The sequence below is a fragment of the Psychrobacillus sp. NPDC093180 genome (assembly GCF_044754065.1).
Classification (GTDB): domain Bacteria; phylum Bacillota; class Bacilli; order Bacillales_A; family Planococcaceae; genus Psychrobacillus.
This window is the reverse complement of record NZ_JBIVOJ010000007.1, coordinates 91,968-115,354: the sequence shown is the minus strand read 5'-3', so window position 1 is coordinate 115,354 and position 23,387 is coordinate 91,968. Positions and strand designations below refer to the sequence as shown.

Sequence of the window (23,387 nt, the reverse complement as noted above, 5' to 3'; positions counted from 1 at the left end):
AAAAAATATCGATTTTTGTCCATTTCCCGGGAAATATGGAAGGTGGAATATTCATTCGTTTACTTTATTAGCGATTCACCATATAATAAATTAAATCCGATAAGAAAAGTAGGTTTAAAATGAAAACAATTCCAAAACCTCTAGTCATGGTAAACCAATGGACAATAGTTTTTTCGGTAATCATAGCTCTTATTACGCAATCAGCATGGATTTTACTCGTCCCATTTATTGCAAATCTCTCTAGCTTATTAACAGGGTTTCACCCGATTTTAGTAATTGTAAAACGATTTTTACGTAAACCTGCAAATGCATATATTCAAGAGGATCATGCTCAGCTAAGATTTAATCAATGGCTAGCAGTCGGCTTCTTATTCATAGCATTTGTTAGTTTTTTATTTGATTGGTCTATATTATTTAATGTAGCTACAATCATGGTTGGTTTAGCTGCACTCATTGCAATTCTTGGTTTTTGTATTGGTTGCTTTGTACGCTTCCAATATCAGCAATGGAATTATCGCCGAAAAAAATCAGCAACATAATAATAAAACAGCCTACTGTTTTTTCAGTTTGGCTGTTTTATTTTACTCAATGTTAAATTACTCTTTAATACACTTGTACTCTCATCCCCAAGTTTCCCAAGAGAGTTTTCATTTCTATTAATAAAAGTAGCCGTTCCATTTCCTTCAAACCAGATAAAGTATTCAACTAGACTCTCGGGCATATTCTTATCTACTTCCATGAATAGAACAACTTTAACATCTTCTTTTCTCGACATTTCTGCTTTTACATTCTGTTCCCATTCAATTTGTTCAAACGCCTTATTTAATACATCAATAGTCTCCTGATCTGCGATAATCACTTCCTCCTCATTCATTTTAAAAACATCTACTCTTGTTAATTTACCTACTTCTTCTTCCTTTTCATTTCCACTACAGCCCATTAATATAAAAACGAAAATGCTTGCAAGAGGCAGAAGCCATTTTTTCATTGTTAATCCCCCTTTATTCAATTTCTAACCCCCTCTAAAAACTTAATTTTCAATCAATTTAACCACTCCAAATATTAGACGCATTACGCTTACTTCTGTTCCACTTTCTAGTCATACTCGTTCGATAAGCAAAAATTCCTCTCGAATATTAGTTTTCCAACTAAGCACATGAATTTTCCAACTAAACCTGCATTTATTCCAACTAAATCCGATATTATTCCAACTAAATCTGTTATTTTTCCAACTAAACTCAAAACTTCACTTTTCCAATTCAAAAAAAAAGAAAAAGGCTGCCACAAAAGTAGTAAAACTACTGATGAGACAACCTTTTTCTCTATTATTCTCCTAAATCTACGTTATGGTAAACTTGTTGAACGTCTTCTAAATCTTCTATTGCATCGATCATTTTTTCGAATTGTGCTTGTGCATCTGCTTCCAAGGAAATGTCGTTTTGTGCAAGCATTGATAGCTCTGCAACTGTAAACTCTTCGATTCCAGCCGCTCTTAGTGCTTCTTGCACTGCATGGAATTGATCTGGTTCAGCATAAACGATAACAGAATCCTCTTCTTCGATAATATCACGAGCGTCTACATCTGCTTCCATCAAAAGCTCCAATACTTCGTCAGCTGTTTTGCCTTCGATCCCAATGACAGCAGTTGCATCAAACATATACGCAACCGAACCACTGACACCCATGTTTCCGCCATTTTTACCAAATGCTGCGCGCACATCGGATGCTGTTCGGTTTACGTTGTTAGTTAACGCGTCAACGATTACCATCGAACCGTTTGGACCGAAACCTTCGTAACGAAGCTCGTCATAGCTTTCTTCCGATCCACCTTTTGCTTTTTCAATTGCTTTATCAATAATATGCTTTGGCACACTGTATGTTTTCGCACGTTCTAATACTACTTTTAATGCTTGGTTTGAAGTAGGATCAGGTTCACCTTGTCTTGCAGCTACGTATATTTCACGTCCAAATTTTGCATAGATACGGCTAGTATTTGCGTCTTTGGAAGCTTTCTTTTCTTTAATATTATTCCATTTACGACCCATAAAGTCCCACTCTCTTTCGATTCATTTTCCTACTTTAAGTATTATACATTAATTGTTTATCCCTTAGCAAAATAAATACATTAACTTCCATATGTTTCTTGCAAAAACGTAATAGATCTGTTGATTAATTCTTTTAATACTTCTACATCAATATCTGTGACTTTATTTATATACACACATGCTTTTCCAGAAGTATGCTTGCCTATTTTTTCTAATATGGCATCGCGCTCGGAGTCACCGGTAGTAACATATAAGCTTATCTTCGCTTTACGGGGAGAGAAACCAACAAGAGGCGCATCTCCTTCATGACCTGTCGCATATTTATAATGATACGACCCGAAACCAATAATGCTCGGTCCCCACATTTTCGCCTCATAGCCAGTTGCTTCACTGAAAATTTCTAGCAACTTATAGGCATCTTCCCTCTTTTTAGGACTATCCACAGTTTCAATAAATTCAATGACACTGCTTTCTGTTTCTTTCATCTTTGCTTCGTATTTTGCCATGTTAACATCCCCTTTAGCATATTACTCTTATTTTACAGGCAATTAACATTATTGACGAATTTCTTTAATACTAAAAACGAGCCTTTCTCGATTCCTCGAAAAATAGCTCGTCCTTTTTCTATTTAGATGGTCTGATTAAGAAGCCACCGTTAAATCTAGTTGGTTCATATGAAATGATAAACGCTTTCGGCGATAAGGACAGAATGTAGTCTCTCAGCTTTAATTCGTTTTTTCTCTTAGCTAGTACTTTCATACAAAGACGTTTTCCGTCTTTTCCATCCGCCACCCACGATGTGACACCATAGCCTTTTGCACGAACTTGAATTGGAATTTCTATTTCTAATGAGTCGACGATTACGTCAAATACGACATAGCCTAGTGCTAATCGATTTTCAATAATACTTCCACAATATACGCCAAGACCCCATCCAGCACAATAAGCAACAATATTTAAAGGCTCGTCCAGATTATCAAGAACCATCGTTAATCCCATTAAATAGACAAACACTTCTGCCATAGACAAGAACGATGCTACTACTCTGTAACCTTTAATAACTAATATCAAACGTAATGTAGTTAATGTCATATATACAACATTAATAACAATAATAAGCAATATGATCTCCATATTTACTTCCACCTCTTTCTAACGTAATACCGTGGCTTTCGTCGAGTGTTCAAATCATTATACAGTATTTCTTTCAATGTGTTATTAAAACTCTTTTCATCTTTTGTAAAATATATACAGAGGCTCTCTGACTCCTACAGAACGCCTCTTGATTAAGAAAGTTCTTTCTCTAATACAATTTTATGTGTCCCTTTTTCACTCATAAACGTTTCTACTATATCGAAGCCAAATTTAATGTTTAGCAATAACATAGCTCGCCTTTTGTTTCGAGATATAGTTCGAACCTTAGAAAAGCCAAGAGATTTTATTTTCTCATGTTGCTGTCGCATAAGTTCAGATGCAATGCGTTTCCCTCGATAGTCTGAATGTACCCCTCCTAGCCAGCTATAAAACGTTTGTTCATTATACTCATATCCGATTTTGAACCCTACGATGCGATTACTGTCTACTGCTACAAATATTAATAGATTCTTCTTATCAGTTAGTTCTGCTAATTTTAGCTCTGACCCTTCAAAAACATGCTTATGAAGTTCCATAATACCATTAAGTACATGAGTCTTCGGAATCTCTTGATAATATATATATTCCATCTATTCGTTCTCCTTTAAAAAGTATCCTCTATATTCTTTTCTGCTATTTTCTTTAATTCGCTAGCTCTAGAAACAATAAAATTCTCCATGTATTTTTCTAAAAATAAATAATCTGCTATCTTTCCTAACACTCCGAAAGGGGCTTTATACGTAAATATGTCTTTCATAAGTGTCCCTTCATTACTTTCAGTAAATATATGGATATGCGTAAAAGAATGAAAAGCGCCTCGAACCATTACATCCGTAAAAGTTTGCGGTGCATCCATAGCTACGATTTTTGCCGTTAGTTTTTGTTTTACACCAAAATGAATTGCTTCCCATGTAACACTATCTCCTAGTTGCAATAGTCCTGTTGTGACCCCTGCAACTGCTTTTTCGTTAGTATTTGAAGTTGTTTCTATATGTGTATCCACGCTGCGGGCAAGGTCAAAACATTTTACTATTGGCGCCTCCATATAAGTTTCATGAATAATTTTAGGCATCTCCCTTGTCTCCTTTTATCTCTTTTTCCTCATATCCCTCTTATCTGTTTTGATGTGTATCCAATCAATTAATTCACCAGATTGCTTTAATTTCATTCCAGTTAACTGGTTACCAAATACGGCGGCTGTATCGATATTCCATGAATTACTTTGCCTATCATATATAGGCCAATCACCTGGTGTATGGCCGATGATCTGTAGTTTTTGTATATTTTTCAATGGACCTCTATTCCATAAAATACCGTATTCATTCGTTTCATTGAATGGATTATTTGCCGTTTCAGAAATACCCGCATGGCTTATAAAGACGTGATCATTCCCCCAATACAAAGGCATAGTTCGCAACCAGCTTACGTCATCTTTAATGTCTTGGCCAGTCGCTAAGTATTGGTGCAATGTTTCCGAACCACCTTGCTTTAACCAATTATTATTTGGAGGATTTGTTATATGTTCTATCATCTCATATTCATGGTTACCTTTTATAAAAACTGCTTGGTCCCTGTATGTTTTCTTTAAGTGCCTTGCCAGTTTTACAACTTCCGGGGATCCGTTTCCTCGGTCTATTAAATCTCCCAGCTGAATCAGTATTTCCGTTTCTTTATCCCATCGATCTATCATCTTCAAAAATGTTACATAACAGCCATGCACATCCCCAATGACAAATAAGTTCAATTCAATGTCTCCTCACTCTCGCATTTTCAACACTTTCTAACTTGTATGAGACAATTCTTTTTACATTAATGAAAAAGAGCCATCATCTTGACAGCTCTTTGTGTTCTCTTTTCATTTTGTCTAATAATGCTTGGCAACCTTCTATTACAAGATCATATGTCTCTTGAAAATCTCCTGTATAGTAAGGGTCCGGCACATCTTTTTCATGTTCAGTTAAATCTAAGAAACGCATAACTTTTGGATGATCTGGCTGTTCAAGTATTTGTCGAATATTGGTTACATTACTGTGATCCATCCCTATAATATAATCAAATTTCTGAAAGTCCTCTTTTTGTAATTGTCGTCCAGTCATTCCTTCCGTAGAAATATTATATTCCGCAAGCTTCGTAATTGTTCCTCGGTGAGGCGGGTCTCCTATGTGCCAAGCACTCGTCGCAGCAGATTCCACTTTAATTTGATCACTTAATTTCTCTTTCTCTATTAGATTTCTAAAAACTGCCTCCGCCATAGGAGATCGACAAATGTTCCCTAGACAAACAAATAATACGTCAATCATTTTCATCCTCCTATCTTAGTCAACCACTTTTTCATACACTTTGATGGAGCCACCAAAAGGACCATAGGTTTTGGTAGAATTTGTCCAACCATATTGCTCATAGTATCCTTCTAAGTCACTGGATAAATATAGTTTTTCATGCCCTAGCCTCGCAGTCACTTGTAGTCCATGTTCTAAAAGCTGTTCACCTATAGAATTCCCTCTAAAAGCCGGATCGACATATAGACAGGCCAACCATGGAAACAAATCTTGGCGACTATTAATATCATTTCGAAGCAATGCATAGGTACCAATAATGGCATCATTTTCGATCGCCACATAAAATCTCGGCAGAGAATTGGGTGCTTTACCTGAATGAATCATACAATCTTCGTAAAATTTATAGTTACTTTCATTTCCCCATTGCTCCCAAAATAATTTCACAGCTTCATGAAAGAATTCAGGCCTTTGTTGAATTTCGAATATCTCCATATTAACTCTCACCCTTTGGTTTGATATATAATAATACTAGTATGAGTTCGAATGTTCTGTCTACTATCATTAGATTGGAAGGTGTATTTATATAAGAAACAGAGGAGCAACTGTCATTATTGAAAATGGTCGAATTGCCTTAATCAAAAGAACGAAACCACATAAAACCTATTATGTATTTCCAGGCGGAGGTATTGAGGATGGGGAAACACCAGAGGAAGCGGCAATCCGAGAAACGTATGAAGAGCTAGGGGTACATGTACGTATTCAACGTCCTTTTAAAGTATTGGAGTATAACGGAAGGCAGCACTTTTTCCTTGCTGATATTATTGGTGGCAAATTTGGAACGGGTACAGGCGAAGAATACTCTCACACTTCTGTTCAAAGAGGGCTATATGAACCAATCTGGGTTGATGTGGATGATCTCCCTTCATTAGATGTTCGCCCAAAAGTGATTGTGGATCTTCTTTTAGCTAAATGAAAACTGTCCAAAGTGAGCATTTGATGACAGGATTCTGTAGTAGTTATTATTTATGATGTGTAAGAGGTGAGGGTCATAGGATGGGTTGAATCGATACAAAGAACAATCAATTATGTAGAAGCAAACTTACTGGATGAGTTGACGATGGAACAAATTGCTAAAGTGGCAAATTCATCGGTCTTTCATTTTCAACGAACATTTTCCATTTTAACTGATATGTCTATCACCGATTATATTCGTCGTAGAAGATTAACATTAGCAGCGCAGGAATTAATAAATAGCGATAGTAAAATCATCGACCTATCCTATAAATATGGCTACGACACTCCCGAAGCCTTTACGAAGGCCTTTCGAAAGCAGCATGGCGTGACGCCGAGTGATGCACGAAAGAAACTAGGTAATTTACAATCATACAATCGCCTGGTCATCCAGGTGAGCTTGAAAGGAGCAGAACCAATGAAGTATAAGATTGTGGAAAAAGAAAGTTTCCAAGTTGTTGGAGTAAAAAGAACGTATAACTGTAAAACAGGTGAAAATTTGAAAAATATCCCGCTATTTTGGGATGAGGTAAACACAAACGGCACAGATGACCTGCTTTTCCAATTAAACAATGGGGTAATTGAAGGCGTACTCGGTGTATGTGTTGTGGATGAGAGTCGGAAAGATAGCGGCCTAATGAACTACTGGATTGCTTCTGCGCATGTGGGAGATGTTCCGGAAAATTTATCATCATTAGAAATTCCTGCTTCAAAATGGGTTATTTTTGAAGTACACGGCGCCATGCCCCATGCGATGCAGGATACATGGAAACAAATCTATTCCGAATGGTTCCCTTCTAATCCGTATGTCCCTGCTGGAACTCCTGAGTTAGAAGTGTATTCAAGTGGGAATGCTTCGAGCGAGGATTATTATTCAGAAATCTGGATACCGATTAAGTAAAAGGAAACCCGAAGAGCATTTCGTTGCTCCTCGGTTTTTTTTAGATGCTTTAATTTGATAAATTTAATTGCCATGAAACTCCAAACTTATCTTGCACCCAGCCGAACTTTTTGCTGAAGCCATAATTGTTAATCGGCATTAAGGCTTGTCCACCTTCCAAAAGCTGCGCATATACTTGATCAAGTTCTTCCTCAGAATCACATTCTACAAATAATGAAATGGAAGGTGTAAACGTGAATTGGTGTTGAATAGAGCTATCATGACAAAGAAATTCTTGTCCATTAATGGAAAATACCGCTTGCGATACTTCTCCTTCTTCTCCTGGTCCTTCCGCTCCGTAATGAGCTAAACGAATGATCTCCGATTCTTTGAAAACGGATGTGTAAAAATTAATCGCTTCTTCTGCTCGACCTTCGAACATTAGAAATGGTGTAAGTTTAGACATATCGTTCCATACCTCCAGTTTTTATTTTTCTCTAATTACTATAGCTTATTTAAACAGTCCTATGAAAACTTCTTGTTTATATGTTACTGTTTTGGTATGAAAAAAATTATTCCTTTACTTTTTTTACTTATCGTTGTTTTCATTTCGTCTGGACAAACAGCCGAACAGCAATCTCTCATACCAGTGCTTGAGAAATGGTTACCAGGTAAACCTTTGGAGTCTTTTCTATCCTTATTTCAAATCCCTTACTGGGGCATTCTAGTTTCCATTGAGGAACGAGGATACTATGCATTCGTCGAGTTTTTGATTCGAAAAGGGACACATTTCTTATATTTCGGTGTGATTGCACTTGCAATCTTTGCTGCTTTACCTACTCGTAAATTTCGAACAATTACAGCTATTGTTCTCACACTACTCTTTGCAGTAGCGGATGAGCTGCATCAATCTTTTACAAGTGGACGCACGGCTTCTGCTCAAGATGTAATACTGGATACTGCTGGCGCCATTACCGCACTTCTTTTATTAACTTTCGTCAGAAGAAAACGAAGAAAATCCGCTAAATCTTAGTTCTTCAGCGGATTTTCTTTCTATTATTTATTTTCGAGATCTTTTCAATAAAAACCCAAGTCCAAGTGTAACCACACTAATAATCGTTAAAATGAAATAACTATTAATAACAGGTCTAAACTTCACTTTTTCAGATGTAATCTCAAAGACTCCCACTGGCTTAATAGCAAAATATCCCCCTCCACCTTCACCTTGGGCAGCAGCGGTATTTTCACTCGCATCGGAGTAACCACCGCCACCCCCAACATAATAATTAACTTTTGCAACGGGGAGTATGCGTTTATCTTCGAGTTCAATCGGCTCTCCATAAACCAATGAAGCATCTTTGGTGCGAGAGAATTTATCGAATATAGACCGAATAGGAGAATGGTAGACCACTTGCTTATCATTTACATTTGAGCTATCAACTAACTTTTCTGTTTCTATAGCCTTCTACCTCCTTTGTATAATTCCATAACTACTTCGACACTTCTCACGTATATCCTTCTACTTCAAACTAAGTACCATATGATCTTCATCGTAATATGTATCTGCAACTTTTAATGCTTTTTCCTCTATACCAAAAACTTTAAATCCCAATTGGCTATATAGGTTCTTTGCTGTCTCATTTGTTGAACCACAGACAAATTTATCTTTTCGATTTCTTCTATGGATTTTGCTTTATCAATTGCTTCTATAAGCAACGCTTTTCCTGCTCCTAATCCACGAGCTTGTGGGCTCACATACATCGCAAAAATATTTGCTCTGTGCTTCATTTTAAGGTAGCTTTCTTGAGACAGTGTAACCATCCCAACTAGCTTATCCTGCTGAAATGCCCCGAAAGTGTAATTGCCTTCTGTTTGGAGATTTTTTTCTACTTGTTCGATTGGATTAATTCTTTGTATCGCTTCCTCATAACTTGTTGCAAATGCTTCCGGGCTTTGCTGTAATGCTTCTAGCCTCAATTTCCAGTATGCACTTGCATCAATTGGTGTTAATAATTTAATTTCCATTGCTTACCCCTTTTATAAAAAATTTTTCATTGCATAATTGACGTGTATATAATATGAAATCTCTACAATCCTTGGCTCTTTTTAATTTGCTTTTGTACAATGATTTTGTATTAGCCTTTGTTCGAATACGAGAACCTTCTTTTAAAAGAAGATGCCATCTTTCCGGTAGCATGTCTATACATAGCCTAACTGCCTCATCCTTCGATAAAATAGCTCTTAACTCAAGCGAACAAATTATTCTGCTAATCGTACAAGCTGCAAACTCGACCATGCTGTCAGATAAAAATAAATAGGTCTTTTTCGATTTATTAAACCAATAATTGTTCATATTGTATGCCAATGTTTTTAATACATCGTCCCATTTTGTAGGAATATTTAAGTCTCCAATTGGTATGCCTTGCAATGTAATACCATGCTCCTTTAATACCCACCAAGTAATATGATTAACATCCCAATAACCTACTTCTACTATTCCGTCTGTACAATATGGATACGCAAGTAATTCTTCATTTGTTTTGCCTATCATACTAGCCTGGGTGTATAACCCATCCATTCTTTTTCCAAATGCGTATTTGTTCATCTGTACATGAATATCTTGAAGCATCGCAAGTTCTTGTTCATTTACTGCCCTTCTCAATAAAACAATAAAATCTATATCACTCTTCGCTTCATCGAATGCCCCGAGAGCAATCGATCCGTATATGTATACGCCTTCTACTAAATCCGAAGGTAAGTGCTTATTTAGCAGCTCTACATAGTTCTGCATAAAGCTTTGAACATGCCTCGGCATTTGATTACCCACAATCATATCTCCTTATCCATATACTCTTCATTCAAAATAGAACATATAGCGGCATCGCAAAAACGTCCTTTTTCATAGGATGATTTTCGTAATATCCCCTCGTATATAAATCCAGCTTTTTCAAGTGTCTTTTTAGAAGCTGTATTTTCAGGGTCATAAAGGGCTTCAATTCGGAAGAGTCCCATTTTCTCAAAGCCGTATTGCAGTACATGCTTTAGTACTTCCGTCATGACTCCTTTTTGCCAATACTCCGGTGTCACTTCAAATCCCACTTCCGCTTTGAAGTGCTCTTTTTCCCAATTATGATAACCACAGCTACCGATTACTTTATCGGTATCCTTCGTCGCAATTCCCCATCGAATACCCTCGTTATTTGCAAATCGCTTTTGCCAGTTTTTAATTAACTGAATCGCTTCTTTGCTATCCTGAAATGTATCCAAATCATAATATCTTGTCACTTCATCTTGCGAGAAATAATGGAATACTTCCTCGGCATCCTTCACTTCTATTGGTCGCAATATAAAGCGTTCTGTTTCTAAATACGGAAAATCATTTAAAGTTTTCATAGAATCCCCTCCTACAAGGTTTATTCGTGAAGAATAGTCAAAAGTCCTTTGTAGGAAGGGTTTGTTATGCAGTAATCACTTGCTTTTTAATTGCTCCAGCAATTCATCCATACTCATTTCACCAATAACTCCAACTTTGTGCTTTCTCACGGAGAGCTTGCCCTGCTCTATTTCTTGATCACCCACAATAAGCATATACGGATGTTTTTGTAAGGCTGCTTCTCGGATTTTTAGTCCTATTTTTTCCACACGGTCATCGACTTCTACACGATAACCTTCTTGTTCAAGTTGTTGCTTCACATCTTCTGCATATGAAACATGAGCGTCTGCTATTGGTAAAATTTTTACTTGAACAGGTGCTAACCAAAGTGGAAAGCTACCTTGAAAATGCTCTAGAAGAATAGCTATAAAGCGCTCGATAGAACCATAAATTGCACGGTGAATCATTATTGGTTGTCTAAGCTGATTGTCCTCATCGATATACTTGCAATCAAATTTTTCTGGCATTTGGAAATCCAGTTGTACTGTTCCACATTGCCAGCTACGGCCAAGAGAATCTAAAATATGAAAATCGATTTTCGGACCGTAGAATGCCCCGTCTCCTTCATTTACCTGATACGCTACTTGTTTTTGCTTCAGTACAGCTTCAAGCGCGTGCTCTGCTTGATCCCAAGCCTGCACAGAACCCATAAAATCTTCCGGACGAGTAGATAATTCGATTTTATAGCTAAAACCAAACTCAGAATAAAATTCATCTACCAAATCGAGCACTTTCTCGATTTCCTTTTCTATTTGATCCTCTCGTACGAAAAGATGCGCATCATCTTGTGTAAATGCCCGAACTCGTAAAAGTCCATTTAAGGATCCGGATAACTCGTGACGGTGAACTAACCCGAGCTCAGCGTAGCGAATCGGAAGTTCTCTGTAACTTCTCTTTTTGCTGTTGAAGATAAGTACTGCCCCCGGACAACTCATCGGTTTAATCGCATACTTTTGTTCATCCACATTAGCAAAATACATATTTTCATGATAATGATCCCAGTGGCCTGACTGCTCCCACAACTCTTGCTTCATCATGATAGGTGTTTTAATCTCCTGGTAACCCGCTCGTTGGTGCTTTACTTTCCAAAGGTTCTCCAGTTCATTTCGTAAAACCATTCCCTTTGGTAAATAAAACGGCATACCTGGTGCCTCTTCACTGGACATAAATAGCTCCAATTGTTGACCTAACTTCTGATGACTTATTCTTTCCTCTACTTTAATTGACATGTAAATTCCTCCTAATTTTAAAAATGAAATAAAAAAAGACCACACCCATCCCTGGTAAGGGACGAGTGTGGTCGTGGTTCCACCCTAATTTTGTAGAACAAAAAATTGTACTACGCTCATAACAAGATAACGGTTCTCCCGATTGTGGATAATTGCAAAGTTGCTTTCCCCACAATAGCTCCAAGGTGGTAAATCATTCGTTTTTCTTTAGGGCTCCCAGCCTATGACCCTGTTCTCTAATAAGAAAATAAAGATGATTCATGTCCTTTTCTCAGCTAAATTATTTAATTTTGAATACAAAAAAACCACACCCATCCCCCGGTAAAGGGACGAGTGTGGTCGTGGTTCCACCCTAATTTTGCAACACAAAGAATTGTATTGCGCTCATAAATAGATAACGGTTTTCCCGATTGTGGATAATCGCATAGTTTGCTTGCTTTCCCCGCAATAGCTCCAAGGTGGTAAATCATTCGTTTTTCTTAAGGGCTCTCAGCCGTAGACCCTATTCTCTAATAAGAAATGATAATGATTCATGTCCTTTTCTTCGCTTGTTAACGCTTCATAAATTATTTTGTTTAGTATATGCAAAAAGTTTTAAATAGTCAACACCTAAATAACTAGGGTAATTGTTTTATCTAACTAATAATGAATTTTTCCAACTATCATAGAAAGTAGAGCTTTTCCAAGACGAATAGCAGCAATATTCTTCTTCATTTTCATCCTTCATATGCATTTAAAGCATTTACACTATGAGCCAAGGCCGATCCTGCCTTTAAAGCCGTTGCTACAAAAATAGATTCTGTGATTTCTTTTAAAGAGATGCCTAATTGTTTTGCTTTTTGCGTATGCGCTTCAATGCAGTACGCACAACCTGTTACATGTGCCACTGCAATAGCCATTAGTTCTTTATCTTTTTGACTTATTAATCCAGGTTTCATCGCTTCCATATCAAATTTATTGAATGCTTTGAAAGCGTCTGGATTGGCTCCACCCAATTCTTTAAATCTTGCCATATTCGATCTTTTGTAAAGTTCATCATCGTCTGTACCGTCAAATGCATTTAGTCCATTCAATCCATGGGCGAGGGCGGAACCAGCTTTTAAAGCAGTAGCAACCATCACCGCTTCTAGTATCTCTTCTTTAGATGCTTCTAATTTTTTTGCTGCAGTTACATGAGCTTCGATACAGTAAGGGCAGCCTGTCACATGAGCAACTGCAATAGCAATTAATTCCTTCGTTCTTTTTGGAATAAGTCCTTCTGCTAAAGCTAATTGATCGAATGCTACAAATGCTTTAAATGTATCTGGAGCGTGCTTTCCTAATTCTGTTAATCGTTTAGCATTAGATTTTACATATAAACTATCCATTGTCATTTTATAGCCTCCATTATTTAAATTTGCAAATCATACATTATTAATCCAGTTGTGTATTAGGCTTTGCTATTGGAATAGCTTCTCCTAAAGTTGCAGCTGTCTCTAGCTTAGCATTCGAATCATTTCCAACATTACTGTCCGAAGGGTTTTCAAAATGAAGCGTTTTATTAAGTCCATACTTCGGACTATTTCCAACAATAGTTACATAAATCGCTGCCGCAGCCATATAAACGACTGCTCCAATAATAATCTTGTAAGAGAGGGAAGACATTAATAAATATCCTTGGAATAATAACAAAGCTACCCCGATATATACAATTGTATTTAAAACCAGAGGCGATAATTTAAATGGCGCTCTTTTATAAAGTTCTGGATATTTCTTCGGTAATTTAGTTGCTGCAAATACAGGAATAATATTGGAAAGTAGAAAAACTCCAGTGCCTAATGCGGATATTAATCCAAGGGATAACCCAGTAACTATTGGTATAACACCAATAATATAAAATAGAGTTAACAACCAGTGTGGTGTCCCAAATCTTTTATTCACTTTTCCTAATGATTTTGGTAACCATCCATCTTCACATGCGATCATTATCCCTTTCGTAACCCATGAAAGCGTCGCATTTAAAGTCGTTGCTAGTGCAAACATAGCTCCACCAACCATAAAGAAAATGAATAGTGGCCCTGGGAGTATTGTTCTTGCAACATCTGTTAAAGGCATATTAGCGACATCAGCAATAGGTAATACACCTACTGCAATAGTAGCCATAAATGCGTATAACAACCCTATAGCCAATGTAGTTACAATAATGGTTAACGGTATATCTCTTCCTGGGTTCTTCATTTCTCCACCAAGCTCTGCTACAACTTGTGCACCGCCTGTAGCAAATGAAAGTAAACCTACCGCCATAAAGAATCCTACAAATCCACCCGAGAACATTTCTCCCGTATTAAAAACAGCATAATTTACCTCTGGCATACCCCATACAACAAAAACTATTAATGCGAGAAGCAAAATAATTACCATAAATTTTTCGACAAGTGCTGCAAATTTTACTCCTACCAGATTCGCTATAAAAAACACAGTAAGAAGTGTAAATGCCACTAACTTAAGTGGAGCAGACGGAACCAAGCCTTGAACGTATTCTGCAAATGATATGGAATACATTGCTAGGGTAAGCTGCGCAAGTATAAATAACGTTAGCCAAAAGAATCCTATTTTAGGAGATAAAAGTCTGCTAGTATATCTATATAATCCCCCTGTTGTTGGAATAGCTGACCCCATAACAGCTATTGGTAACACCATAAATAACGTAAAGACAGAAGAAATAACAAACGCTAAAGTTACCCCGCTACCTGTCATTCCTATTGCAATACCTGTTAACGCCATGACTCCAGCACCGATAATTTGTCCTGCACCGATGCTCATTACATCCCCTAGACCTAGTACCTTCTTTAAATTTGCCTCTTGATTCGCCATATATTACACCCCTTTGTGAAAGCTGCATTTTATAGTTTAACTTTGTATTTTAAGAGATTACACTTTTCACTCTCACATCTACATGAACATCCTCAAATTCCTTCGCAATTCTTTCAATTGCTTCTTTAATAACAGACCTTGGCGACGGAAGACAAATTCTTTGATACGATAAACCTTCTTCTCCGAACATACTTCCATCCTCTAGAATTACATTAGCCCTATTGTAAATTCGGTCATGTACTTCTTTCGGTGAAAGTCCATAAGCACTAAAGTCCATCCACATCACATACGTACCTTCTGGAATTCTCACTTTTACTTGCGGCATTTTTTCAGCTAAGAAATTGACTACCCACTCGATTGTCTCATCGATATACTCTTTCAGTTGCTCTAACCAATCTTCTCCCTCGTTATATACCGCTATAAGTGCAGCTATCGTAAATGGCGATGCAAGTTGAAAGCCCATTACTTCACTAAATGTGTTTCGAAGCTCTGGATTTGAAATAATCACATTAGTACAATGAAGCCCTGCTACGTTAAATGTTTTGTTAATAGCGGTACATGTAATAATATGATCTACATCCTCCACTACTTTTGCTATTGGTAGAAATGTTTGATCACGTCTCATTAAATCTCCATGAATCTCGTCTGCGATTATTAACACATTATTTTCTGCACATATAACAGAAAGTTTTTGAAGCTCTTCTCTATTAAAAACTCTTCCTACTGGATTATGAGGGTTACATAAGATGAATAGCTTCGTATTTTCTTCCTTTGCTTTCGCTTCAAAATCCTTAAAATCAATGGAATAATAACCTTCCTCGTCGCATTTTAACGCGTTATTCACAACTTTTCTTCCATTTCCCTCTATCGCTGAAGTAAACGGCGGATACACTGGACGTTGAATGATAACACCATCCCCTGGATTAGTAAACGCTTTCACAGCAACGTTTAAAGCATGAACAGTGCCTGGACTATAAATAATTTCCTCCTTTTTTATCTCCCAGTCATGTCTCTTTTTGAACCAATGCTGAATCGATTCATAATACTTATTTGGGAGTACAGAGTAACCAAATATTTTATGATCAACCGTTTTGTGCAGGGCGTCTATTAAGGGTTGTGGTACCGGTAGATCCATGTCTGCAGTGAATAAAGGAATCGTTTTCTCATCGTATCTTTCAGTCAATCCCATTTCCTTAATCATTTCGCCTCCATCCCATTTAAGAGAGTAAGTTCCTCTTCGGTTTACGATTTCATCAAAGTTATATCTCACTTCCATTGCCCCTTTCTTATCCTAATATTGCTAACAGTCACTGACTTAAAAGTAGTTTAGCACCTAAACAATATAACGTCAATTATATTTTTTAACTAATCAGACAATTTATTTTTGTCGTATCTAACCTACTTGTTAAATTACTCTCATGTTACAATAGCCATAATACGTTATAGGGTAATTTCGAAAATCTTGGGGAGGGGAAAAAATGTCTAGAGAAGAAGTGTTCAGTGAACTAATGGAATCACTTTATGAGATTTCTAGGAAAATTGCTTCGTATGAAAGCGTGCCTAGGAAGTACGGTACGGAAGATGAACTTTATATGGTAGAAGCACATACAATTAATCTGATTGGGAACAAAATACAAACCACTTCCACAGAACTTACAGAACTCACTAAAAAAACAAAAGGTGCAATTTCTCAAATGGTAGATAAATTAACCAAAAAAGGGATGATTATTAAAAACAAAAACCCTAAAGACAATCGAGAAGTCATCCTCGAACTATCGGAAAAGGGAAAAATAGTATATGAATATCACAAAAAATTGGACTCAGTGGAGTATGAGAAGCTTTTAACTAAGCTAGATGATTTTTCGAATGAGGACTTTTTAATGTTTAAGAAGTTGACCTCTTTACTAGAGCCTGAAGTGGGATGACTGTTTTTGAAAAACTTATAAATAGCAATTTTTCCTTGAAAGGGGTGTTGTTTTGAATTTTATTGCATGGACGATAATCGCTTGTGAAGTTGGCTTTTGGGTAGTTATTTTACTAGGCCTCATAACTAGGTATATATTAAAAAAAGAACGTCTTGGTTTATTTTTTCTTGCGTTAACGCCAGTGATCGATCTGATTTTACTTGCAATTACATCTATAGATTTATATAACGGGGCAACTGCAACGCTTGCACATGCTATCGCAGCTGTCTATCTCGGTTCTTCGATTGCCTTTGGAAAGAGCATGATTCGCTGGGCAGATGTACGGTTTCGATATTATGTTCAAAAAGAAGGCACTAAACCTGTACGTAAAACGGGAATGGAGTTTGCACGAGAGTCATTAAAAGGATCTTTTCAGCATTTACTTGCTTACATCATTGGGGGAATCATATTACTCATTTTAATTTATGTCATGGATGACACCTCAAAATCTGAGGTTTTATGGGGAACATTAAAACTTTGGGGACTGATTCTTGGAATTGACTTTGTCATCTCCATTTCATATTTTATATGGCCACGACTCGCCAAAAAATAAATAAAAGGCATGCCCCTTGTATTTAGGGCATGCCTTTTACTGTTATTATACAGCTCGATTCCAAAAGCGATGCTCAGCAATTGCATTAGTAAAACTTTCTACAAAGCTGTTTCCGCTCTCTTTTGTTACTACACCGGCTTGCCCTGTAAACCCGAGCTCATCCAGCAATTGGTCTCCATGAAACGAAGCAGCAATCGGCTTGAAATGAGTATATGCTTCTTTCACAAAATACGCGGCTTCTTTTTGATATGTCGGTGTTGTACCTTGTGGGCTTACAACATACACCGCATCAAATAATACGGAATCCGCAGTAGAGAACGTATGGTTTGCTTCCAATAAGGTTCCGTCAGCACCTTTAATCGCCCCTAGATGATCACTTACTGTCTCAATCATTGTCCCTTTCGCCTTTAGGGCATCTAACATAGCAATCAGTTCTCCATCAAATCCTTCCGAAACGAGTACAGCAATTTTGCGTGTATCTGGTTTCTTAGCTGAATTTAATTGGCTTAATGCTGGAGAGACCTTGCTATTAGTTGGTGTATTAGTAGCCTGCACAGTAATACCTAAGTTTTTAGCTACCTGATTTGCTAAATCTACATCTATATTCAAAAGCATTTCTACAACTTGCTCGCGCACGCTCTTTTCCTTACATTTCCCAAGCTCGAAACTGAAGGCATTGATAATATGCTGCTTCTCGGGATTACTCATACTGTTCCAGAACATTGTCGCTTGGGAGAAATGATCCTTAAAGCTTTCGCTTCGGGCACGAACCTTGTGACCATCGACTTTCTCCTGATAATGTACATAACCACCTTCTTCCTCACTAACTGGAGTCGGTGTATTACCCGCAAGTGAGTTTTTGTGGTAGCTGACTTGTCCAACATTTATCGTTTGTCTGCCATATCCATCTCGTTGATTGTTATGGAATGGGCACACTGGTCGGTTGATCGGTAGCTCATGGAAGTTTGGACCTCCAAGTCGAATTAGCTGTGTGTCTGTATAAGAGAACAATCTGCCCTGCAGTAGTGGATCATTTGAAAAATCAATACCCGGGACTACGTTTCCTGGATGAAATGCCACTTGTTCCGTTTCAGCAAAAACATTGTCTACATTTCTATTCAATGTCATTTTTCCAATAATTTTTACTGGGACCTCTTCCTCTGGCCATAGTTTCGTAGCGTCTAAAATATCAAAATCAAATTGAAATTCATCTTTTTCCTCAATCATTTGTACGCCTAATTCAAACTCCGGATAATTTCCGCTAGCTATTGCCTCGTATAAGTCCTGTCTATGAAAATCAGGGTTTTTACCATTTATCTTTTGTGCTTCATCCCAAACGACTGAATGCACTCCCAAAACAGGCTTCCAATGAAATTTTACAAAATGAGATTTACCCTCTGTATTAACGAATCGGAAAGTATTAACGCCGAATCCTTCCATCATTCGAAAACTTCTAGGAATTGCTCGATCAGACATTGCCCACATAATCATATGAGCAGACTCCTGATTGTTAGCTATGAAGTCCCAAAGAGTATCATGTGCCGTTGCTGCTTGTGGAATTTCATTGTGTGGCTCCGGTTTCATCGCATGGACTAAATCAGGAAACTTGATGCCATCTTGTATGAAAAAAACGGGAATATTATTTCCTACTAAATCGTAGTTACCTTCTTCTGTATAAAACTTCGTCGCAAATCCTCGTGCATCACGTGCGAGCTCCCCAGATCCACGGGAACCTATTACGGTTGAAAACCTTACAAAAACCGGTGTTTTCGTTCCTGGGCTTTGCAAGAATTTCGCTTTTGTATAAGCTTGCATTGATTCATATAATTCAAATTCTCCATGAGCAGCATATCCTCGTGCATGGACTACTCGTTCCGGAATACGTTCATGGTCAAAATGGGTCATTTTTTCACGAAAATGAAAATCCTCTAAGAGAGTAGGACCTCGTTCACCGTTTTTTAAAGAGAATTCATCTTCTGAAACTTTTAGTCCGTGATTTGTAGTCATTGCTTTGTCTTTATCATCCGTACGAAATTGTTCCAATTGTTCACTTTTGCTGTTTGCATTCACTTTTTTATCCAAGCTGGTTCCTCCTCTTTATTTGCTACTAATCCTCTGTATTATTACTACCCTATGGCTCTTTTTAAAAACATTTTTCGACTAAGAAGTGAGAGATTTATAGAAAATCAGGCGAAAATGCGAGGTAATATCTGTAAAAGGTTTCACATATCATATAAATCCTACTAAAATAATAAGTATTATAATTGACTTCTTTTTCTGATAAAGGTAGACTCATTTCAATGTAATCGATAAGTTTAATACATACATAAATAGGATTAAATTTAAAAGGAGATTAGCAATTATGAAAAGGTTGTTTGTGCAAAATAAGAAACAACAAGATTGGCTCAATAATTTAGCAAGATTAGAAGAAAAATTTATAAGTAAATCAGCTGAAATTGACGAACTTTCCATTTTCCCAAAAGAAAACATAGAAGATTTGGTGAAGCTTGGTTATACGAGCATAACATTGCCTAAAGAATATGGCGGTGAGGGACTTTCTGTGTATGATATGGTGCTTCTACAAGAGACGTTAGCAAGCTATGATGCAAACACTGCATTATCAGTTGGCTGGAGCTTGGGTGTAGTCGGTGATCTTTTTGAGAAAAAGCTTTGGACTAAAGAAAAGTTGGATTTCTTTTCTAAAGAAATTTTGAATGGCGCACTCATAAACCGATCTGTTAGCGAAGCACAAACGGGAAGCCCAACACGTGGTGGACGTCCAGGAACTACAGCTGTAAAAAATGGGGACAATTGGCTACTGAATGGACGTAAAATTTTCACGACAGCTTCTCCAGTACTCACTTACTTTTTAACTTCTGCATGGATTGAAGAAAAAGAAAAAGTTGGATTTTTTCTTATTCACCGTGATATAGAAGGAGTTTCCATAGAAGAAACATGGGATGTTATTTCTATGCGCGGCACAAGTAGTAATGATCTAGTACTTACAAATGTAGTCGTGCATGAGACTGATTTAGTGGAGCTTCCTGAATTAGTAAGTGGCGGTAAAGTGAACGGCTGGTTACTCCATATTCCTGCTACTTATTTAGGTGTGGCACAAGCAGCTCGTGATTATGCTGTTCATTTTGCCAACACGCATTCTCCTAATAGTTTAAATGGAACAATTGCTCAGCTACCAAACGTCCAACAGCTAATCGGTGAAATTGATTTGGAGCTTACGAAAGCACGATTTGTTATTTATGGCGCTGCAGCAGCTTATGACAATGAAGCCTCGAGAGATCTTCTGGCCAATGAAATCTCCGTTGCGAAGCATGTCGTAACCAATTCAGCTATCGCGATTGTGGATAAAGCAATGCGCTTAGTCGGGGCAAAAAGTTTGCAGCGAACAAATCCATTACAGCGCTATTACCGAGACGTACGAGCTGGATTACATAATCCACCAATGGATGATATGACGATAAAAAAGCTAGCGCAGTCTGCACTGGAAGAAGATCAAGACATAATTAGGTAAACAGCTTATCCCCTTCTCATTTAGGTATCTGTTTTCTTAGGACCAATTACGCCCAGAAAAAAAGCTATCTTCGAGGTAATATACCCGAAGATAGCTTCTATTCGTTTGGAATGATTAACCCATAATATTGTAACCAGAATCAACGTAAACGACTTCTCCTGTTACCCCTCGAGATAAGTTTCCTAAAAGTCCGACTGTCATATCTCCCACTTCTTCTGCCGTTACATTTCGTTTTAACGGAGAAGTTTCTTCGATTTTATGTAAAATCGTGTTAAAAGAAGATACCCCTTTCGCAGCTAGTGTGCGCACTGCTCCCGCTGAAACAGCATTCACACGAATGTTTTGTTTACCTAAATCTAGCGCCAAATATCTAACAGACGCTTCAAGTGATGCTTTCGCGATTCCCATTACATTATAGCCCTCTAATACACGCTCTGCTCCAAGGTACGTCATCGTTACAATAGAACCGCCTTCTGTCATAAACGGTGCTGCTTCACGAGCTGCCGCGATCAGTGAATACGCACTTGTATCTTGTGCGAATGCATAACCATCTCTAGTTGTTTGAAGGAAATCGTTTTTCAAGTCTTCAGCATGTGCAAATGCTACGGAATGCACGACACCATGAATTACTCCTACTTCGCTTCCAATTTTCTCGAAAGCCGCTTTAATGCTGTCATCACTATTAACGTCACATTCTACGACTAATCTTGCTTCTAGATTATTGTCTGTTAATGCTTTTTCAATTTTTCCTAACGAACGTTCTTTACGGTACGTGAAAATAACATTCGCTCCAACATCAAATAGAGATTTTGCAACTCCCCATGCAATACTACGCTCGTTGGCAACTCCCATAACTACGATATTCTTATCTTTTAATTGGATTAAGTCTTTCATATGAACCTCCATTTTATTATGCTAATATACTATACCTATTATTAGTACCAGTTACTAATTTTATCATACCATATTTCTCCCCTTTTGCACTATTCTCTCCTGATTTCTGTTTTGATTTTTTAAATGGTTGATGTATTATTATGTAAATTAAAAAAGTAAATATGAAGAAAGAAGGCTACGGAATCTCGTTAGCCTTCTTTTAATAGTAGCAATTCAAAGCATGTGCCTTTTTCTGTACTCTCAACTAAATGTAAATCACCTTTAATCGATTGTGCCATCATTTTACTCAGAGGCAATCCTAGACCAAGCCCGCGAATACCGTACTTTTTATTTTCTCCTCTAAAGAACCGCTCGAAGATAAAAGCTTGCTCTCCAATTTGTATACCTGATCCTGAATCTTTAACGAGGACAGATACATACTGTCCTTTTTCAGAAAGCGAGATTGTTATTTCACCTATCCCCGATATTGCTTGTTCTGCGTTTGTTAATAAATTGGTCATGATTTGTTGTAAACGAACTAAATCAGCAGAAATCATTACTTTTTTATGAAGTAATTGTAGGTTCACCACTACATTTGATTGCTCCTGTATCGCTTTCCACTGAGTAGTTAATTCTTTCATAAAGTTATCAATATCTAGAGAAGAAATTTCCACAGGCACCGCGCCTACTGCAAAGGAATTGAACGCTAGTAAATCACCGACCATTGTTTTCATCTTGGCCGTTTCAACAAGCGCCATTCGAATAAACTCTTCTGCTTCTTGTCCAGTAACGACATCATCATTTACCGCTTGCAATAATCCACTAATCGACGTTACTGGCGTTTTTAGTTCATGTGTCACACCTGCTAATAATTCAGTTCTTGTTTTTTCTAATTGCTCTAACCGTCCTGCCATTTGTTTAAATGAAGAAACAAGCTCGTATACTTCTTTTTCCTTAATATGGTCAGATAAATTGATTTCATAGTTACCACTTTGCACTTGCTTAGCTGCTTCTGCTACTTGTTTTATCGGATGCGCTAATCTTCTCGACAGAAAATATATAGCCCACCAGCCAAGCAATGCAAGTCCAACTATCAATATAGCTAGCTGACCATACTCTTGTTTAACCATCGTTAATTTTTCTTTTGACTCAACCATCAATATCCAGCCAACAAGCTCATCATCTATCTCAATTTTCTTTTTTACCGAATAATATTTTTTGTTGTTTTCGGGAGAAATAAATGTTTCAATTTCATCTTTTCCACTTATTAATTGACTAAATGTCCTTTGCTCCCCTTGTTTTAATGGGAAATTACTCGATATTACTTCTCCATCCGTATTGACTATGTACATGGATGGGTTAATATTTTGCATCCTAAACCGATCTTCAGCAAAATCCGGCACTCTTTCATTTGGAGGAATTCCAGGCATACTTACATCAGTAATCCGATTCACCATCTCTTCTGCCATAAACTCCATCATTTCTAAACGATTTTCGAGTGTTGTATGTCTTATCCATAATGCTGAAATAAAAGAGATTATTAACAATCCTATTATTAATGTCAATAAATATCTACTTGTCCAATACGACAACAGAGTCACTCT

At 37.3% G+C, this 23,387-nt stretch carries 28 protein-coding genes and 1 other annotated feature; of the genes, 7 read left to right on the top strand and 21 right to left on the bottom strand.

The genetic code is table 11. The features are described from left to right. Positions 1-119 precede the first annotated feature (119 nt). Positions 120-539, top strand: coding sequence for a DUF4395 domain-containing protein (locus tag ACIP9W_RS12045; RefSeq protein ID WP_400789608.1), 420 nt, complete (start codon positions 120-122; stop codon positions 537-539). Between the two features lie 23 nt (positions 540-562). Here the strand turns inward: ACIP9W_RS12045 and ACIP9W_RS12040 are convergent, their stop codons facing one another. The 9 genes from ACIP9W_RS12040 to ACIP9W_RS12000 all read right to left on the bottom strand — a co-directional run bounded on the left by ACIP9W_RS12040 (position 563) and on the right by ACIP9W_RS12000 (position 5,950). Continuing rightward, entirely contained in the window at positions 563-988 is a 426-nt protein-coding gene (locus ACIP9W_RS12040) for a hypothetical protein (RefSeq protein WP_400789605.1), read from the bottom strand. Positions 989-1,325: 337 nt separating this feature from the next. Next, positions 1,326-2,045, bottom strand: coding sequence for a YebC/PmpR family DNA-binding transcriptional regulator (locus tag ACIP9W_RS12035; RefSeq protein WP_400789603.1), 720 nt, complete (start codon positions 2,043-2,045; stop codon positions 1,326-1,328). A gap of 80 nt (positions 2,046-2,125) precedes the next feature. Then, a complete protein-coding gene (locus ACIP9W_RS12030; RefSeq protein ID WP_400789600.1) occupies positions 2,126-2,551 on the bottom strand; it encodes a DUF1801 domain-containing protein in 426 nt (141 codons plus the stop codon). A gap of 118 nt (positions 2,552-2,669) precedes the next feature. Further along, complete coding sequence (locus ACIP9W_RS12025) at positions 2,670-3,179, bottom strand: DUF2179 domain-containing protein (RefSeq protein ID WP_282241151.1); 510 nt, start codon at positions 3,177-3,179, stop codon at positions 2,670-2,672. Between the two features lie 152 nt (positions 3,180-3,331). Further along, entirely contained in the window at positions 3,332-3,769 is a 438-nt protein-coding gene (locus tag ACIP9W_RS12020) for a GNAT family N-acetyltransferase (RefSeq protein WP_400789598.1), read from the bottom strand. A gap of 14 nt (positions 3,770-3,783) precedes the next feature. Continuing rightward, positions 3,784-4,251, bottom strand: coding sequence for an SRPBCC family protein (locus ACIP9W_RS12015; protein ID WP_400789596.1), 468 nt, complete (start codon positions 4,249-4,251; stop codon positions 3,784-3,786). Positions 4,252-4,266: 15 nt separating this feature from the next. Further along, positions 4,267-4,923: a metallophosphoesterase family protein gene (locus ACIP9W_RS12010; protein ID WP_400789594.1), complete on the bottom strand. Its 657-nt coding sequence runs from the start codon at positions 4,921-4,923 to the stop codon at positions 4,267-4,269. Between the two features lie 82 nt (positions 4,924-5,005). Next, positions 5,006-5,479, bottom strand: a complete 474-nt coding sequence (locus ACIP9W_RS12005; RefSeq protein WP_400789592.1) for a low molecular weight protein-tyrosine-phosphatase — start codon at positions 5,477-5,479, stop codon at positions 5,006-5,008. Positions 5,480-5,494: 15 nt separating this feature from the next. Further along, on the bottom strand, positions 5,495-5,950 hold the full coding sequence (locus ACIP9W_RS12000) for a GNAT family N-acetyltransferase (protein WP_400789589.1): 456 nt from the start codon (positions 5,948-5,950) through the stop codon (positions 5,495-5,497). A gap of 91 nt (positions 5,951-6,041) precedes the next feature. Here ACIP9W_RS12000 and ACIP9W_RS11995 point away from each other — a divergent pair, with 91 nt between their 5' ends. Together ACIP9W_RS11995 and ACIP9W_RS11990 are read left to right on the top strand one after the other, a co-directional pair. Then, complete coding sequence (locus ACIP9W_RS11995; RefSeq protein ID WP_400789970.1) at positions 6,042-6,431, top strand: NUDIX hydrolase; 390 nt, start codon at positions 6,042-6,044, stop codon at positions 6,429-6,431. A gap of 75 nt (positions 6,432-6,506) precedes the next feature. Continuing rightward, positions 6,507-7,370: an AraC family transcriptional regulator gene (locus ACIP9W_RS11990; protein ID WP_400789967.1), complete on the top strand. Its 864-nt coding sequence runs from the start codon at positions 6,507-6,509 to the stop codon at positions 7,368-7,370. A gap of 49 nt (positions 7,371-7,419) precedes the next feature. On the opposite strand, the gene ACIP9W_RS11985 is transcribed toward ACIP9W_RS11990, so the two are convergent. Then, positions 7,420-7,815 carry a VOC family protein gene (locus tag ACIP9W_RS11985; protein WP_400789586.1) on the bottom strand — a complete coding sequence of 132 codons (396 nt, stop codon included), beginning with the start codon at positions 7,813-7,815 and terminating at the stop codon, positions 7,420-7,422. A 96-nt stretch (positions 7,816-7,911) separates the two neighbouring features. On the opposite strand from ACIP9W_RS11985, the gene ACIP9W_RS11980 reads away from it, so the two are divergent. Beyond that, on the top strand, positions 7,912-8,382 hold the full coding sequence (locus ACIP9W_RS11980; RefSeq protein ID WP_400789584.1) for a VanZ family protein: 471 nt from the start codon (positions 7,912-7,914) through the stop codon (positions 8,380-8,382). Positions 8,383-8,409: 27 nt separating this feature from the next. On the opposite strand, the gene ACIP9W_RS11975 is transcribed toward ACIP9W_RS11980, so the two are convergent. The 8 genes from ACIP9W_RS11975 to ACIP9W_RS11940 all read right to left on the bottom strand — a co-directional run bounded on the left by ACIP9W_RS11975 (position 8,410) and on the right by ACIP9W_RS11940 (position 16,134). Continuing rightward, complete coding sequence (locus ACIP9W_RS11975) at positions 8,410-8,697, bottom strand: spore germination protein GerW family protein (protein ID WP_400789581.1); 288 nt, start codon at positions 8,695-8,697, stop codon at positions 8,410-8,412. Positions 8,698-8,936: 239 nt separating this feature from the next. After that, positions 8,937-9,374 (bottom strand): GNAT family N-acetyltransferase, encoded by a 438-nt coding sequence (locus tag ACIP9W_RS11970; protein ID WP_483880175.1) that lies wholly within the window; start codon positions 9,372-9,374, stop codon positions 8,937-8,939. Next, on the bottom strand, positions 9,364-10,176 hold the full coding sequence (locus tag ACIP9W_RS11965; protein WP_400789579.1) for a nucleotidyltransferase domain-containing protein: 813 nt from the start codon (positions 10,174-10,176) through the stop codon (positions 9,364-9,366). The genes ACIP9W_RS11970 and ACIP9W_RS11965 overlap by 11 nt, the downstream gene beginning before the upstream one ends. Positions 10,177-10,178: 2 nt before the next feature. Further along, positions 10,179-10,742 carry a GNAT family N-acetyltransferase gene (locus ACIP9W_RS11960; RefSeq protein ID WP_400789577.1) on the bottom strand — a complete coding sequence of 188 codons (564 nt, stop codon included), beginning with the start codon at positions 10,740-10,742 and terminating at the stop codon, positions 10,179-10,181. A gap of 75 nt (positions 10,743-10,817) precedes the next feature. Then, positions 10,818-12,011, bottom strand: a complete 1,194-nt coding sequence (gene thrS / locus ACIP9W_RS11955) for a threonine--tRNA ligase (RefSeq protein WP_400789575.1) — start codon at positions 12,009-12,011, stop codon at positions 10,818-10,820. A 54-nt stretch (positions 12,012-12,065) separates the two neighbouring features. After that, positions 12,066-12,293 (bottom strand) — a binding site (T-box leader). Positions 12,294-12,727: 434 nt separating this feature from the next. Next, positions 12,728-13,384, bottom strand: coding sequence for a carboxymuconolactone decarboxylase family protein (locus ACIP9W_RS11950; RefSeq protein WP_400789573.1), 657 nt, complete (start codon positions 13,382-13,384; stop codon positions 12,728-12,730). 40 nt (positions 13,385-13,424) lie between these two features. After that, positions 13,425-14,864, bottom strand: a complete 1,440-nt coding sequence (locus ACIP9W_RS11945; protein WP_400789571.1) for an APC family permease — start codon at positions 14,862-14,864, stop codon at positions 13,425-13,427. 49 nt (positions 14,865-14,913) lie between these two features. Next, on the bottom strand, positions 14,914-16,134 hold the full coding sequence (locus tag ACIP9W_RS11940; RefSeq protein WP_400789569.1) for a MalY/PatB family protein: 1,221 nt from the start codon (positions 16,132-16,134) through the stop codon (positions 14,914-14,916). 208 nt (positions 16,135-16,342) lie between these two features. Here ACIP9W_RS11940 and ACIP9W_RS11935 point away from each other — a divergent pair, with 208 nt between their 5' ends. Beyond that, positions 16,343-16,789: a MarR family winged helix-turn-helix transcriptional regulator gene (locus tag ACIP9W_RS11935; RefSeq protein WP_282241135.1), complete on the top strand. Its 447-nt coding sequence runs from the start codon at positions 16,343-16,345 to the stop codon at positions 16,787-16,789. A 52-nt stretch (positions 16,790-16,841) separates the two neighbouring features. Beyond that, entirely contained in the window at positions 16,842-17,381 is a 540-nt protein-coding gene (locus ACIP9W_RS11930; RefSeq protein ID WP_400789565.1) for a hypothetical protein, read from the top strand. 45 nt (positions 17,382-17,426) lie between these two features. Here ACIP9W_RS11930 and ACIP9W_RS11925 read toward each other — a convergent pair whose 3' ends face one another. After that, positions 17,427-19,463, bottom strand: coding sequence for a catalase (locus ACIP9W_RS11925; RefSeq protein ID WP_400789562.1), 2,037 nt, complete (start codon positions 19,461-19,463; stop codon positions 17,427-17,429). A 280-nt stretch (positions 19,464-19,743) separates the two neighbouring features. On the opposite strand from ACIP9W_RS11925, the gene ACIP9W_RS11920 reads away from it, so the two are divergent. Next, complete coding sequence (locus tag ACIP9W_RS11920) at positions 19,744-20,910, top strand: acyl-CoA dehydrogenase family protein (RefSeq protein WP_400789560.1); 1,167 nt, start codon at positions 19,744-19,746, stop codon at positions 20,908-20,910. Between the two features lie 114 nt (positions 20,911-21,024). Here ACIP9W_RS11920 and fabI read toward each other — a convergent pair whose 3' ends face one another. Both fabI and ACIP9W_RS11910 read right to left on the bottom strand, forming a co-directional pair. Further along, a complete protein-coding gene (gene fabI, locus ACIP9W_RS11915) occupies positions 21,025-21,804 on the bottom strand; it encodes an enoyl-ACP reductase FabI (RefSeq protein ID WP_142539276.1) in 780 nt (259 codons plus the stop codon). A 188-nt stretch (positions 21,805-21,992) separates the two neighbouring features. Next, a complete protein-coding gene (locus ACIP9W_RS11910; RefSeq protein ID WP_400789965.1) occupies positions 21,993-23,384 on the bottom strand; it encodes a HAMP domain-containing sensor histidine kinase in 1,392 nt (463 codons plus the stop codon). Between the last annotated feature and the right edge of the window lie 3 nt (positions 23,385-23,387).

What these genes read in the sequence shown, in the direction of transcription:
- ACIP9W_RS12035 (WP_400789603.1), bottom strand. Translation starts at nt 2,045, where the DNA reads ATGGGTCGTAAATGGAATAATATTAAAGAAAAGAAAGCTTCCAAAGAC.
- ACIP9W_RS11935 (WP_282241135.1), top strand. Translation starts at nt 16,343, where the DNA reads ATGTCTAGAGAAGAAGTGTTCAGTGAACTAATGGAATCACTTTATGAG.
- ACIP9W_RS12045 (WP_400789608.1), top strand. Translation starts at nt 120, where the DNA reads ATGAAAACAATTCCAAAACCTCTAGTCATGGTAAACCAATGGACAATA.
- ACIP9W_RS12005 (WP_400789592.1), bottom strand. Translation starts at nt 5,479, where the DNA reads ATGATTGACGTATTATTTGTTTGTCTAGGGAACATTTGTCGATCTCCT.
- ACIP9W_RS12030 (WP_400789600.1), bottom strand. Translation starts at nt 2,551, where the DNA reads ATGGCAAAATACGAAGCAAAGATGAAAGAAACAGAAAGCAGTGTCATT.
- ACIP9W_RS11980 (WP_400789584.1), top strand. Translation starts at nt 7,912, where the DNA reads ATGAAAAAAATTATTCCTTTACTTTTTTTACTTATCGTTGTTTTCATT.
- ACIP9W_RS12025 (WP_282241151.1), bottom strand. Translation starts at nt 3,179, where the DNA reads ATGGAGATCATATTGCTTATTATTGTTATTAATGTTGTATATATGACA.
- ACIP9W_RS12020 (WP_400789598.1), bottom strand. Translation starts at nt 3,769, where the DNA reads ATGGAATATATATATTATCAAGAGATTCCGAAGACTCATGTACTTAAT.
- ACIP9W_RS11960 (WP_400789577.1), bottom strand. Translation starts at nt 10,742, where the DNA reads ATGAAAACTTTAAATGATTTTCCGTATTTAGAAACAGAACGCTTTATA.
- ACIP9W_RS11985 (WP_400789586.1), bottom strand. Translation starts at nt 7,815, where the DNA reads ATGTCTAAACTTACACCATTTCTAATGTTCGAAGGTCGAGCAGAAGAA.
- ACIP9W_RS11920 (WP_400789560.1), top strand. Translation starts at nt 19,744, where the DNA reads ATGAAAAGGTTGTTTGTGCAAAATAAGAAACAACAAGATTGGCTCAAT.
- thrS (WP_400789575.1), bottom strand. Translation starts at nt 12,011, where the DNA reads ATGTCAATTAAAGTAGAGGAAAGAATAAGTCATCAGAAGTTAGGTCAA.
- ACIP9W_RS11970 (WP_483880175.1), bottom strand. Translation starts at nt 9,374, where the DNA reads ATGGAAATTAAATTATTAACACCAATTGATGCAAGTGCATACTGGAAA.
- ACIP9W_RS11950 (WP_400789573.1), bottom strand. Translation starts at nt 13,384, where the DNA reads ATGACAATGGATAGTTTATATGTAAAATCTAATGCTAAACGATTAACA.
- ACIP9W_RS12000 (WP_400789589.1), bottom strand. Translation starts at nt 5,950, where the DNA reads ATGGAGATATTCGAAATTCAACAAAGGCCTGAATTCTTTCATGAAGCT.
- fabI (WP_142539276.1), bottom strand. Translation starts at nt 21,804, where the DNA reads ATGAAAGACTTAATCCAATTAAAAGATAAGAATATCGTAGTTATGGGA.
- ACIP9W_RS12015 (WP_400789596.1), bottom strand. Translation starts at nt 4,251, where the DNA reads ATGCCTAAAATTATTCATGAAACTTATATGGAGGCGCCAATAGTAAAA.
- ACIP9W_RS11945 (WP_400789571.1), bottom strand. Translation starts at nt 14,864, where the DNA reads ATGGCGAATCAAGAGGCAAATTTAAAGAAGGTACTAGGTCTAGGGGAT.
- ACIP9W_RS12040 (WP_400789605.1), bottom strand. Translation starts at nt 988, where the DNA reads ATGAAAAAATGGCTTCTGCCTCTTGCAAGCATTTTCGTTTTTATATTA.